Raw genomic sequence first — 13,280 nt, forward strand, 5'->3', positions numbered from 1 at the left:
GTGGAGGTCCGGTTGGACTGTGCGCCAGGGTGTGTCTGTGGACTAGTGGCACGCATCCGGCAAGATTTGGGGATCGTCGGCAGATTAGGAAAGGGGCGGGGCCCGGCAACAGGTCATTCGTCGGGTCGTTTGGGCCCGCCTACATTGCCAGTTGGTGGCATTTGAGTAGCATTGATGGTGCTGAAGCGTTCCGCCGTCCGCGTCTCGCCCTAGGTGGCGGTGGTCGTCGGAGACGCCGGAGGGCAGGTGTTTTTGAATGACTGGGGTGGAGTCGACGACCTTGGCACATACCGAGACCATGCGTCTGTCGACCGCGGAGTTAGCGCGCCAGCTTGTTCAACACCTCGGGCCAACCGTGGTTGCGGTGCTGGCTGGAGTCCGCGACAAGAAGCTGCCATATAAGTGGGCAAGAGAAGGTGGCCCTGTTCCCAGGGACGGGGCGCTGCAGCGGCTGCAGGTGGCGCACCGGGCATGGGTGGCCCTTGCAACGGCCGAGGGGGCGGACATCGCCCGTGCGTGGTTCATCGGGGCGAATCCTCGATTGGATGAGCAGCCGCCGTTCATGGCGATTGCTGGTGGTGAGTTTAGGGAAGTGATGAGCGCTACTGCAGCGTTCGTCGACGGCACCGAACAGTAGTTTTCATTCCTCTGTGCTCGGAGTCGTTAGGACCCCCGTTCGAGTTGGGGCCCGCAATGGACCACATCGCGATTCGACCTGGCAAGCGCAGTAGAAGCGCGTGGAAATGCCAGTTTGAAATTGCTTGAAACAGGCAGGTTCTTGCACTGCACCGATGCCGAAGGTCTATCCGGCACTATCGGCAGCAGTCCTGAACCAAGCTCCCGAAGCGAGGCGGGAGAGAGTCGCCCACGAAATTAAGCTATAGGGGATGTCTGCTCGTGCTCTCAGTCGTGGTGCCGGTGTGTGTGAGTCTGTGGCCAGGCAGGAACCCGCGAGACCAGGAACCAGGCAACGGTTCGACCAGCTGGTGGCCGCTAGGGGGCGAGCTTGTATTCGTTGATGTAGCGGTAGACGGTGGCGCGGCTGACGCCTGTTTTGCGGGCGATGTCGGTGATGGTGTGACGGCGGTTGCCGTGTTCGTCCAGTTGGACTGCCAGCAGGATGATGGCGTCGATTTTCTTGGACTTTTTGATGGTGGGTCGGCCGGGCCGTCTTCCCTGTTCCTTGGCGGTGGTGATGCTGCGGCGGATTCTTTGGGAGCGGCCGGTGGTGTTGACCTCGTCTATGGCGGCGATGGTGCGGAAGAAGATGTGGTCCGGGTCGTTGCGGGTGTGGAGGTCGCTGTCGAGGATGTGCAGGTGGGCGCTGAGGTCTTCGATGTGGGCAACGTGTGTGACCAGGGCCTTGTTGTGGTGCGCTAGGCGATCCAGGCTGGTGACGGTGAGCGTGTCGCCGGGCCGGAGGTGTTCGAGTGCGGCAGTGAGTTGGGGTTGTGCGGCGCCGGTCTGGCGTGTGTCGTCGGTGTAGATGCTCATGCAGCCGGCATCCGTGAGGGCGGCAGACTGCCTGGCGGGGTCGGGGTCGGAGGGGTAGATCCGCTCGTAGCCGATGCGCATAGCGGTGAAGTTACCGGCGCGGGGAGGTCCCTGCCGGGGAGTTGTGCCTGGCTGGGACCTCCGTGTTGGGTTACGCGGCGGAGGGGAAGTGGGCGTCGCGCTCGGCGCGGGCTTGTTTGGCGCCGTCGAGGATGGTGCGCAGCATCCCGACCCCGTCCCACGTGTCGAGGTGGTGTTCGATGTGGTCGTGCGCGGTGGCCAGCACGTCCCATGCGTTCTGGGTGTAGCGGGCATCGAGGTCGGTCTCGTCGAGGAAGACCTCGGGTGTGCGTTGCAGGCGGATGCTGGCCAGGGTGGTGGCGGTGGCCAGTGGCCCGTTGATCGACTCGGTCATGGTGATGGGCACCGTGTTGGCGGAGGTGTTCGTCGCTGTGTGGTGGTGCAGCTCGAGGTGGCAGTCTTCGGCCACGCCCATCGGGTCGGTGTCGTGGTGGATATCGAGCATGGCATCGACGGTGCGGGCCGCTGCTGCCAGCAGGGCCCACGCCTCGTCGCGTGCCCCGGCGTCGAGCAGGATCGCTCCGACGCTGATGAGCCCGGTGGCGCGGGCGAGGTACCCCACGAGGGCGGTGAACTGGCGCTTGTCGAGATCGGTCTCCCACAGGTCGACGTAGGCATCGTCTTCGACGAGGTGGAGGGCGGTGCGGATGTCGGTGCCGACGGTGTGGAGGGCGAGGGCGTCGGTCTCTGCGCTGATTACGGCGAGCCGCAGGGTGGTGGCGAAATTTTCGGTCATGGTGGGTCTTCTTCCTCTGGTGTGTTTTTGGGGTGGGGATGGGAGGGCCGGCCAGCGATCAGGCTGACCGGCCCTGGAGAGTTGATGCTGGGTGTTACGCGGCGAGCTGGTGGTTGCGGGGTGTGGCGCAGCGGTAGAACTGCTCGGGCTCGAGCCAGTGGCACCATCCCTTTTTGCCGCTGGGCAGGGTGACCTGCGGGCCTCCGCGTTGTCCCTGCCAGCGGGCCAGTTCGATGTGCGCGCCCCGCATCCGGACCGCGCGGTCAATGGCTGGCTGCATGTCGCGATCGGCTGAGCACAGGACGACCGCGTCCAGGGAGCGGTCGCCGGACATTTCGAGCAACTGCATGCCGAGCTCCATGTCCACGCCTTTTTCGGGGCCGTGGATGCTGTTTTCCATGCCGATGGCGGTGATCCGGCTGTCGCGCTGCCAGTAGCGGATGTACTGCTCGGTGATGGCGCGGGCACGCGGGTTGTGCTGCGGGTGGTGCAGGCCGATCACCACGGTGATCCGGCTGATCCGAGACGGGCGGTTTCGCTTGCTGGTGATCTGGTCGGAGATTCTTCCGAGGTGGAGCACGTGGTTGTCGATGTTGTCGCCGAAACCCAGGACGGTGTCGGCTCCCCGCAGGAAGTTCCACCCGTCGTATAGGAGACCGATGTTCTCGGCGAGGGGGGTGACGTTGGTGGTGGCAGTGGTGTTCATAGCTTTCCTTCTTTCGTTGTTTTTTAATTGCGCGATGCAGAGCGGGATATTTCGCGTAATGTCAGCAGTAGATTGAACTTTTCTTGGCCTCTATTGAGTTCTCGAAGAATGTCGTTCGGGGCCTCCTGGCGAGGGGGCCGGCGTGCTGACAAGAAGGACACTGCCGGATTCTGGCGGGTCGCGCAAGGGCGCTCGGTGGCGTCCGTGCGACACAACTTGGAGCATCTGCGAACATGGTTTATCAACGCGCTGACGTGCAACAACACACGCCTGTGGGGCGGAAGGTCGCGAACTTTAGTTCCCGGTTTAAACGCTAAAATTCGCCCTTTTTCCTGCGGAACTATCCGGGCTTCTCTATTTTAGTTCGATCAATTCCCAGCACAATTCCAGGATAGTTATGAGTTCACCCGATTAAATCGAATCGAGACCTGGCCAATAAGGGCGCTTGTCGGGTCTGCCTGCAGATATGTGCAAGCCGCGGCGGGCGGCGTGCATGGAGTGGCTGGAGCTCGCGCGGCGCCTCGAACCTGGGCGAAGGGGCGGCCGGCGCGGGCAGGGCGGGTCCGGCGGGGCGTGGCCGCCTTGCCGGAACGTTGCGGCAAGGCGGCCCGAGACCGTAGGAGGAGGGCGCGGGGATCCAACGCAACGCCATCCGCACCAAAACTGTGAGATAGATCACACTACGTCGTGACCTGCGTCTTTATTGGATCCGGCGAAGTGGGACGTCGATCCCTGAGCGCCCAACTTGGCGCTTGGCACCCGCTGTGGCCGTATCACGACAGGACGAGGCGAGCCCAGCTTGAGGCAAGCAGTGCACCTCCTGAGGCTGGCTGCTGTAGAAAAAGTGAGCTTGCGGGTGCCCGCCACGGGCACCCGGGGAGCTCTCTGTCGGGCGCGACGTCGTCAGGGTCCGCACTGTCGCTGGCGTCAATATCGACATCGCGCACTGTTCCACCGACTGGCAAGGGGGCCAAAGTCAGTGAAGTTCATCGTCGGCACGGGCCCGACGGAGGTGCACGCGCACATTGACTTGGACGGGCGAGTGGCTGGTCTCGATCACCCGGGGGGCTGGCAATCTCTGAGCGTGACAGTTGTAGGTACGACGCAGTGCGACGGCCAATGGTCTGTCGTCGCGACAGTGTGCTCGAGGGCGGAGGACGTGGGGCATGACTCCTGATGAGGCTCGATCTCTTGGGCGCGCTATCGGGGCCGCTCGCCTAGAGAAGGGGTTGTCGCAGCTCAAGCTTGCGGTGGCCGTCGGAGTCAGCGGCGGGCAGGTGAGCATCTGGGAACGAGGCCGAGTGTCGGCCTCTCGCGGCCGGCCAGCGCACCCGCCGACCATCAGCCGCGATCAACTCGAAGCGATCGCTCGGGCCCTGAACTGCAGTGTGGCGTCGATTGCCGACCGCGCGGCCCTGACTGCCGCCACCCGGATCCTCTACGGACTGGAGCCTCTTGGCCCCGCCCGCACCCTCGTCGCGGGCCGGGAGTTCGACCTCACCGACAACGAGGCCGACCGCGTCGCCGATTTCATCACAGGACTCATTGCAGCTCGCAGCCTGGACTAAGAGGTTTAGACGGAAGTTCCATGTCGGTCTACCGCGTGGACGAGCTGTCGGGGCCCCGTTGCCGGGCCGCTGGGGAGATCGGCGAACCCACTTCTGCTCACTCGTGCACCGACGCCATTCCTAGGCGGAACCTCTTGGCCTCGACCGAAGGATCTCTCGGCCCTTGACCAGTCGAGATGACCCTCTCTGGCGGAGATGGAGTCGCCCAATTCTGGCGCGGCGTACGACAGCCGGGTTCCCGGCGGTGCACCAGCTACGAGGCGTGCTCATCACTCGGATCCGCCCCTGAGCCCGCCCAGGTGCCACCCCACCGCTGGACTCATGACACCTACAGTGCCTGTCGTTCACATCGCGATGCGCTCTGCTGCTCGCTGCGCCGGCCGAGGAGACCGATGGACCCCCACCGCCCACCACCCAATCGGGGCAACACTGGCGACAACACTGATCCGGGCAGGGACAGGCAGACGCTCCGTCGGGCCCTGGTCCTAATCGCTGCCCTTGCCGCAGTGGGGGCAGTCATCCTCACCGCCGCGGTCTTGCGCCCCAGTTCCAACTCCCCGGCCCCCGCCGCGTCGCAGGAACACCACCAGGGCGCCCCCCACCTCGACCTTCCGCCAGGGGCTCTCACAAAGACCGTCGCGGCCATGCCGGACCGGCCCGAGATCGTGTGGCGGGCGACTCCCGAGTCGCTCGGACTCGGCGACGCACTGGAATTCAATGTGGGAACACGGGGGCAGGACGACGGCGTGATACTCGTCGGCGACCTCGTGGTGACCAGGTACAACACCATCGCCAATCTGCGCCCCGACATCATCGCCGACTTCGGGAACCCGAACGCGCCGCGGAATGTTAGCGGACTGGTCGGCATCGATAGCACTACCGGCCGGGTCCGTTGGGCCCTCGACGTCTACTCGGCGCGCTACTGCTTCCACGTCGAGGAAACGACCTCGGCCGTCTGCCAGGCCCAGAAGATCCCACCCGGGTGGCCACACTCCGAGGAGTACGGGGCATTCGACATAGTCGACCTCACCTCTGGAACTGTCACCGGACGCACAGCCTTACCAATCATGATCCAGGCGATCCGCGAGACAGACGGCCGGATAATCAGCTTCAGCGCTCTTCCCGGCGGGGACGTCGCCGAGATTGCCGCCGGCTCCCTGGCAGACCCCCGGGCGGACTGGGCCACTCGTGTCCCCCGCCGAGCCGATGAGCCGGTGCGCGCCGGCACCCTCGAACACATCGACGCCGAAGCCGTTCCTCTCACCGCCGAGGAGGAAGAGCGCGAGCTCGCGACTGGATGCACTATCCGCTCCTCAGGCGAGGACGCAATCATCGGCTCGTCTGCCACCGTCCGGGAGGGCCGGTCACCTGTTGTGGACCTCACCACGGGCACCCCGGTGGACACACCGACCGCGGCGAAGGTCCAGGTATCCCCGGGAGGAACGGCCATCGCGTCTGCCGCATGCCCAAACGGCTGGGACCAATCCACCCAGAGCGACGACCTCGACTGGGTCTACCAGCGCCTCGACGGCCTGCCCCTGCCCGGGATCGAGGGCTATCCCATCACGGGCTTCAAGCACCCACTACGGTCGATCGTCGCCGACGTCACCGCGGCCGATCTCCCGGTGTTCACCTCGAAAGGCGCCTATTCGCTAGACGGCAAACCCCTGTGGAACTGGCCCGTGGGGGGACGCCTCTACGGAAACGAGGCGATCGCCGTAGCCGGGGACACCGTGGTGGTAGCGGGTGTCATCAGTCGCGACAAAGGCCTAATGAGGGGCTACGACCTCCAGACCGGGCAGGAAATTTGGCACGCGGATCCACCCTTGGAGGAGAACGGGGGATTCCCCCACTTCGTGAGCACCGACGGCACACGCGTGTTCACCACCAACGGTGCCGCGATCTCCCTGCGGTCCGGGCAAACCGAATGGGACCTAGAGGAGTTCCCCGAGCCTCCGCCGTTGCCGGACGTTTTCGCCGAGTTCGGGCCCTCCAGCGCCTTCACCCAGTGGGGCGAGGGCATGGTCGTCCACTCCAACCAGCGCGAGATCATCGCGTACCGATAACAGGGCCAGACACGAGGTGGCTCGAGGGCGCTTTCCCCGTTGGTCACAACTGCCGACCTCCGCTCCTGTGCAGTCGTCTTCCGCGGGAGCGCGGCGCTCGGCCCCAATTCTCCCGAGCTGCAGCTGGCGGCAAACAACAGGAATCGGTGCGTAGTAACCGCCGAGGGGCGTAGCGCCTCACGTAGCGCAGAACGATGACGGCACTTCAAGTGGAAAGTGCCGACAGCTCGCGTTGTTGGCTGATTGAACCGCACTGCCTGAACGACAGAGACTCGCACTATCGGGCATAATTGCGCAGGGAGTAGGAAAGAGTCTGGCAAGAGGAGTGACTATGGCAGTACGGTACGAAACCCGCTACGTCGATGACATCGACGGAACGGAACTCCACAACGAGGAAGCGCGGTCGATTGAGTTCAGCTTCGACGGTAAGGACTACTCGATCGACCTCAGCGCCGCGAACGCCGACGCTTTCCGCGAAGCGATCAGTCCGTACCTCAACGCCGCAACGAAGATGTCGTCCGGCGCGAAGCGCAAGGCCGCCCGCAAGAGTGCCAGCAAGACCTCCACGGGCGAAACCAAGCTGATCCGCGAATGGGCAAAAAGCAACGGCTACAACCTCTCCGACCGCGGCCGCATCCCCGCCGACGTGATGGACGCCTACGCCGCCGCAAACTAGTAGTAGGCAGATCGGGGCGAGCTCAGAGGATCTCGCGGCCAATTCGCCTGGCGCGCCGGAAGCAATCTCCCCTCGGCGGTCCTCGTCGATCCCTGTGGCATCAATGGCTCCTCGGCCTACCGCGGGCGGGGAAGCCTGCCCCGAGTCTGGGCATCTCAGGAACACCGGCGGGCACACGACGTTGGCCCAGATGGAGGTTGTGCGGAGTCGGTTTCGTAGGGGTTCTTCAGCGAACGCGCCCGTTCCAAGTCATTCGGGTCGAACACATAAGCCCAGGTTAAATGGTGCTCAAGGCCTCGGTTGTCCGGAACGGGCGTATTCCAACAGGCGTCTGCAGAACTTCGATGCACCGTCGGCGGAGTGCCCGTCGAACCCGAAACCTATTGCGCGGACGCTGGTGGATTTTAGATTCGCGACGCGCGAATCTAACCAACTTTCTAGAATCGGCAAACTGGTTCCGGTGAGGGGCAGGACCGCCATGACTACGGTACTCCCGTTGGATGAAGGACCGGTGTAGGGAATCGCATCCGAGCGAGTAAGTGCGATTAGCTCTTCGAGATCTGCACGATCTTCCGCCGACACGGTAATGAAGACATTGACCATTCTCACTACAAACTCCTACAAACGTTCAGCGCGTCGACTTAGCCACTTCGCCGCACGGGGGCTCCGGTGGGTAAAGCGCTACCCCTGGCGAGTTAACCCGCCCTGGCGAACTTCGAATCCGCCGTGGATACTCCTAGGCCCTCGCGCCGTTTGCACCTGTGAAACCGAGCACAAGATTGGTCGTGCTGGTAAGGGTGAAATCCGGAGCGAGCGGCACAAATCTCACCAACTAACTCGGAGCGGTCCCCTGTAAACCGACAGGCTGTGGGCCATTCCAATCGCTGGGTTTGGTCAACGGCAGGCTTGCAAGATGCTTCTGAAGCCGCTTGGACATAGGCATGAACGTGGCAAGAGTGAGGCTACCCGAGACCACTCCGCCGACTGCCGGAACGATCTTAGCCGCGGTCTTGGCGAAGATTTGTTTGGTCATCTGAACTCCGAGAAGAGTTGCGACTTTCTTGACTACCGGGTAGATCGTCCCCTTGGTCAGGGCTTTTTGCGGGAGCTTCTTAGCCACTTGCTTAGCGATCAGTGCCGACACCTGTGTCACACCGGCCTGAGCCGCATTGACACCGAACATGACACCGATAAACAGCGTGAGCATGCTTTCGGTCGCAGAGTCGACTCCATCCCCATCGTCCTCAAACAGGTCCGGCCAACTGTAGATGTATGCGAGCTTCTGCACGACACGCAGCACGTGACCGAAGTACTGCGCGAGGTCCGCAGGTACGGTGCCGATTACAGCAAAACCTCCCGGAATCCCCGCTAGGGCGGAGAGGGCTGTGACCTTGCTTGTTTCGTGCTTGATCACGCTTTTGGCGATCTTATCGATTACATCGAGTGGGACGCCCGCTTCAGCTGGAGATGTCAAAACCGCGTGCTCCACCTGGGCGTCAGGGCAAAATCGCCTCAACTCGCTGCGGAGGAAAGCCTCCCTGTCGATCTGAACGCCCGGCATCTGGGCGGACGCGCGCAACGTCTGGTCAAACTTCGTGGTCGCTGCGACCTGCTTTCCCTGTGGCATGCCAGAAACCTATCCGACGTCTCTGACACCGTCCGCCCTTGCGGCGGATTGATCGTGTTTCAAATGTTGGACTACCTGCTGTAGTACAGATTCGCGGGCCGCCCGGTCGTAACCAGCGACTTCGTGAAAGCACTGCGCATCGGTGCTGCCGATACCTTGGGAGGGATGCACGTGACCACGCGCGAGCGCGCATCGGACGTCAGTGGCGTTCGCCGGGGAACGGGGGCCGTGGTGCGCCGAGCGTGAACAATCGGGTCTTCTTTAGTCCCCGCATCACCTACAATGGCTACATGGTCTCTGATCGCGGCCGGATTTCCTCCAGCGAAACGTATGCCTACGAGGCCGCCATCTAGACGTAGTCACCTGGAGGGCCCGCTAGCCGATAAATGGTGGGCACGACACGTCATCAAGATCCCGCGAAAAATGGCCGCCACGCAGTTTGTTTCGCTCTCCATCACCTTTGCCTCCCGCAATGATGGGGCTTGGTCCGCGCTATCTCCTAACGTGACTCCTTATCAGAATCACGGAATTCTGGGCTGGGGAACCGCCTGAGGGTGCGCCTCTGACTTCGAAGTGAAACGAGACATCATCTCGACGCCGTGACGCCTCATCTGGTCTTCTCCCCATGCGTTCTCGGAGTTGGCCATCGATGACATTACTTGGAACTTCAAACTTTGATCCGACGAGAGATATTGGATGATCTTAGCCTCGGGCATAAGGTTGGAGCGCCGAGAGTTTTCCTCTCGGCCCATTATGCACAAGTTGCCAAATTGGTTCACTACCTCAGAAGGTATGGGATCGCGCTCGGGAGCCACAGGATAGAAGTGCTCGATCGACGTCCGGTAGCGGAACCGGAAGTCGCCGGCCTTCACGTCAGACGGGGCTGGTTCAGCGTCGAGGACGAAGGCGCGCCACAGTCGGTAGTCAAGGTAGTTGAACACGAAGTGACGAACTGCAGTCCCCGAGTCGAGTCCCGCCACCGCGTCAAGGTTTGCTCGAGTGGCTGCCATGCTTTCGATGACTTCAATGAGCCGTGCGGGATCGACAGACTGAAATTCGAGCCACTGGTCACGTAGTTCTGTGAGGATCCCGTACAAGAACTCCTTGTAGGAGCGCCGAGAGTCCGTCACCTGGTACATCGCCTGCAGCATCAGCACTTGAGCTTGTACATCGACATCGAACGTAGACTCCGGTGAGACCTTTTCACTCCTTCCTTCACCCGTACGATGCGGCCGGTGGATCACCCAGTTCGAGTCATCGTGCGTTGTGTCACGAACCCTGTCAGTCCGGATGACGAAGTTGTCGAACAAGAATCGTGCTCGGATCAGTTCCTCCCCGAAGCGCTTGACCGCTGGCGCGTCCCCAGGAAGGAAGTGCGTCCTGAACTGTTCGACCAGTCTCTTATCGTCAAAGGCGACGGTTGACGGATCCACGTCCGGCAACTCGGCGGCGATATGAAGACGTAGAACGTGCAGGAGAAAGTTGGGGAAATCGATAATGGCGCCATACCGCGGAGTCTCGTCGTCATCCTCTGACGTATTGGGGTTGCCTTTGGGTCCGGCGGTGTTGAGCAGGTGGAGGATGCCCCGATCCGCTCTGGGGGTCTCGGACATCGCGAGCATCTCGCCGAGCGAGTCGAAGTTAAGGGGCTTCAGCGCGTTCCAATCCGGGCCGAACAGGTGCGTGCGGTTCTTTTTCGGCGTTGTCGCCTGAACATGTTTGGCGAGATCCGTGCACATATCCCAGATGCCAGCGAAGGCTCTCCTGTCGACTGCCTCGTCGAGACACTCCATCAGGTGCGCCTTGACGATCTCGTGCTTCTCCAGCTGCTCCCCCCGACTGTTCATGATCTCGAAGTAATGGTTCAGGTCGGTGTTCGCTGGCAGCAGAGTGCGGACGATCGCGACGTTATCGAGCAGGTAGCGGACGTCTTCGGACGTGATGTCGTTCCTCTGAGTTAAGGCTGCGATCAGTTCAGAGGCGGCGCGGATGCCGTCATCATGGAGCGATTCGAGCTCGCGCTCGTCCTCCATGAGGACCAGCGAGCCGAGATCGCCGCTTGAGCGTGGACGGCCCTCATAAGTCAGCATCGACGGGCTCACCACAGGCAGGACCGTCCCCGAGCCGATATAGCTGCGAAGAACGGGATTGGCGAAGGTCAGAAAGAGCGTAGTGAGGCGCTGTTGGCCATCTACGACATCGAAGGTCGGGTAACCGTCGTCTGCCGGCCGGGAGCGGTGTGCCACGAGAGTGCCGATGTAGTAGCGACCTTGGGCGGCGTGCTTGCGCATGTCCCGGATGTCGGTGAACAGGGCTTCGATCTCATCGGCCCCCCACGCATAGGCCCGCTGATACATCGGCACGCGGTAGCGCGTGCCATCGAAAAGCTGGCTGACGAGCATCGGCGCGGCGGTGTCGTCAGCCATTGGTGTCTACCTCGCCCCAGATCTTGGGGACGATGACGTCGAAGCCGCCGAATGGGCGCACTCCGGGTCTTCGCGATGGACGATCGATCGTTCGGCGAACGATCTCTCGCGGTCGAATAGAGTCTCGGATTTCTCGGAAGAGGTTTGGTTCGCTGAGCACGTATCTGTTGACCATGGAACGCTTCACGGCATAGTGACGCGCGCGTAGAGTCACGGCGTACCGCGCGAACAGCCGCACCGCCGATTCCAAATCCTGCTCACCGAATCGGTCGACGTAGTAGAGCAGCTGGGTGTCAAAAAGGTTCCTGATCAGTGCGTATCGTGTGTCACCGCGATGTGCGTCGAGGATGTCGATCTCCCCGGGTAGGTCCGTGCGGCGTGTTCGTCCGTCGAAGAGGCCCAATGTCGTTGCCAGCTCGTGGTAGTGGCGCACGAAGGTGAAGAACGTCTCGCCGTTGATAATCGGCTGATCGATCTGGTGAGGATAGTCGATCGGCTTAAGCATCCCGAATCGCACCAGTGCCCCGTTCTCCTGACGAAAGTCCTCCGTGAAGTTCTTGGCGTACAGCAACGGCCTCGCCCAGTGGTTGTGGGCGTTGTGCGGATCGCTTTCTCGCACTCCCTTGAACGCGTCAATGTCAGCAGTCCGCAAACCGCCATCGGGGACATCTCGTCCGGTGCTCCACCGCTTGATCTTGTAGAGGTAGTCGGCGAACAGCGCACTAACTTCAGCTGGCTTGATCGCCTCCCAGAGAGCCACCATCTGGCGCCTGGTGTCCTCGGAGACTGTCTCGGAATCCATCTCTCGGATGTGGAACGCCTTTAACAGATCGGTCGGGTCGAGCGCTTTCCCCCTGGTGTTCTGAGAGTCGAACATCTGAAAGGCTTCATCGATGTTGGCCAGCCGCAAAACCACTACTTCGCACGACTGGAGAAAGAAGGTGGTGAAACTATCCCGGTCTGTCGTGGTCCACCGCTCAACGAATTCGCGAATGTACGCGAAGTTTTCGGTGAGTCGCTCGTGTGTCGTGGTCAACCCGTACCCAGAAACAGTGTGGCCCAGAAGCGATTCTTGGTCGATCTGCTTCGAGCCCGCGCAGCCCAAGGCGTGCGCGATGAGCACGAAGGTGACGAAACGCTGCTGGCCGTCGACAATATTCAAGTCGTGATTTTCGTCCTCGTGAAGGATGATCGATCCCAGCCGGTAGGCACCTCGGTGCATGAAAATCTGAACGTCGTCGATGAGCTGAGCAACGTTTCGCACATTCCACTTGTACGGACGCTGGTAATCAGGAATGCGAACGTTCTTCTCACGGAGAAGGTCACCGACTTTCCACACCTCTACGTTCAACTGCTTAGCGTCACTTGTTGCCAAAGTCTCCACATTGCCAAAGCTACCGAAGAGTTGGTCAAGCGTCTGCTGGGCCGTTCAGATACCGTCAAACTCGCCACCACGGAAGCGCACTCATGGTTGGCGGCCATCCCTGACTGAAATACGCTCGTTCTCGACCGACCTAGGAGGCAGCGCGATCCGCCGCGCAGCTTCTGGTCTGGCTGCAGATTCTCGAGCACCGGAGTCGTCACCTGGCCCGAGGCTGAGTTCCCGCGAGTGATGCGAATCGCGTCGCCCCATAGACTTGCGAATGCTGCGTCGCTTGTCATTGAGCGACCGGCCCCTTGAGTGAACCCGGCCCACCTAGTGGAACTGCCCGTACGTCGAAAAGACTCTCTAGACCAACGCCGTGGCCACCGGACGAGGCAAAGACGGCCTCGGGCTGCGACTGCGTAGCCCTACTAGACTCGCCACTTAACGTGGGTGTCGCGAGCGTTGTTTCAGGAAACCGAACTTAGAAGAACTTTCGTCTCGACGGCCAACCAACTCCTCAACCCGTGACCACGG

The 13,280-nt window shown here is 61.8% G+C and carries 10 protein-coding genes; 4 read left to right on the forward strand and 6 right to left on the reverse strand.

Annotation, left to right across the window (positions count from 1 at the left end; genetic code table 11):
• Positions 1-265: 265 nt before the first annotated feature.
• Positions 266-637 carry a hypothetical protein gene (locus tag ABIE38_RS17325; RefSeq protein WP_354058414.1) on the forward strand — a complete coding sequence of 124 codons (372 nt, stop codon included), beginning with the start codon at positions 266-268 and terminating at the stop codon, positions 635-637.
• 356 nt (positions 638-993) lie between these two features.
• Here ABIE38_RS17325 and ABIE38_RS17330 read toward each other — a convergent pair whose 3' ends face one another.
• The 3 genes from ABIE38_RS17330 to ABIE38_RS17340 form a co-directional block, all read right to left on the reverse strand.
• Positions 994-1,575: a recombinase family protein gene (locus ABIE38_RS17330; RefSeq protein WP_354058416.1), complete on the reverse strand. Its 582-nt coding sequence runs from the start codon at positions 1,573-1,575 to the stop codon at positions 994-996.
• Positions 1,576-1,645: 70 nt separating this feature from the next.
• Complete coding sequence (locus tag ABIE38_RS17335; RefSeq protein ID WP_354058418.1) at positions 1,646-2,311, reverse strand: hypothetical protein; 666 nt, start codon at positions 2,309-2,311, stop codon at positions 1,646-1,648.
• A 94-nt stretch (positions 2,312-2,405) separates the two neighbouring features.
• Positions 2,406-3,017, reverse strand: a complete 612-nt coding sequence (locus ABIE38_RS17340) for an NYN domain-containing protein (RefSeq protein WP_354058420.1) — start codon at positions 3,015-3,017, stop codon at positions 2,406-2,408.
• A gap of 1,166 nt (positions 3,018-4,183) precedes the next feature.
• Between ABIE38_RS17340 and ABIE38_RS17345 the strand changes: the two genes are divergently transcribed.
• From ABIE38_RS17345 to ABIE38_RS17355, 3 genes are all read left to right on the forward strand, one after another.
• Entirely contained in the window at positions 4,184-4,585 is a 402-nt protein-coding gene (locus ABIE38_RS17345) for a helix-turn-helix domain-containing protein (protein WP_354058422.1), read from the forward strand.
• Between the two features lie 392 nt (positions 4,586-4,977).
• Positions 4,978-6,651: a PQQ-binding-like beta-propeller repeat protein gene (locus ABIE38_RS17350; protein WP_354058424.1), complete on the forward strand. Its 1,674-nt coding sequence runs from the start codon at positions 4,978-4,980 to the stop codon at positions 6,649-6,651.
• A 331-nt stretch (positions 6,652-6,982) separates the two neighbouring features.
• Positions 6,983-7,327: a histone-like nucleoid-structuring protein Lsr2 gene (locus tag ABIE38_RS17355; RefSeq protein WP_354058426.1), complete on the forward strand. Its 345-nt coding sequence runs from the start codon at positions 6,983-6,985 to the stop codon at positions 7,325-7,327.
• Positions 7,328-8,159: 832 nt separating this feature from the next.
• Here ABIE38_RS17355 and ABIE38_RS17360 read toward each other — a convergent pair.
• From ABIE38_RS17360 to ABIE38_RS17370, 3 genes are all read right to left on the reverse strand, one after another.
• Positions 8,160-8,954, reverse strand: a complete 795-nt coding sequence (locus ABIE38_RS17360) for a hypothetical protein (RefSeq protein ID WP_354058427.1) — start codon at positions 8,952-8,954, stop codon at positions 8,160-8,162.
• A gap of 521 nt (positions 8,955-9,475) precedes the next feature.
• Positions 9,476-11,380, reverse strand: a complete 1,905-nt coding sequence (locus ABIE38_RS17365) for a DUF262 domain-containing protein (RefSeq protein WP_354058429.1) — start codon at positions 11,378-11,380, stop codon at positions 9,476-9,478.
• Complete coding sequence (locus ABIE38_RS17370; protein WP_354058430.1) at positions 11,373-12,764, reverse strand: DUF262 domain-containing protein; 1,392 nt, start codon at positions 12,762-12,764, stop codon at positions 11,373-11,375. The genes ABIE38_RS17365 and ABIE38_RS17370 overlap by 8 nt, the downstream gene beginning before the upstream one ends.
• Positions 12,765-13,280 lie beyond the last annotated feature (516 nt).

This window comes from Dietzia sp. 2505 (genome assembly GCF_040546785.1).
In the GTDB taxonomy this organism is placed as follows: domain Bacteria; phylum Actinomycetota; class Actinomycetes; order Mycobacteriales; family Mycobacteriaceae; genus Dietzia.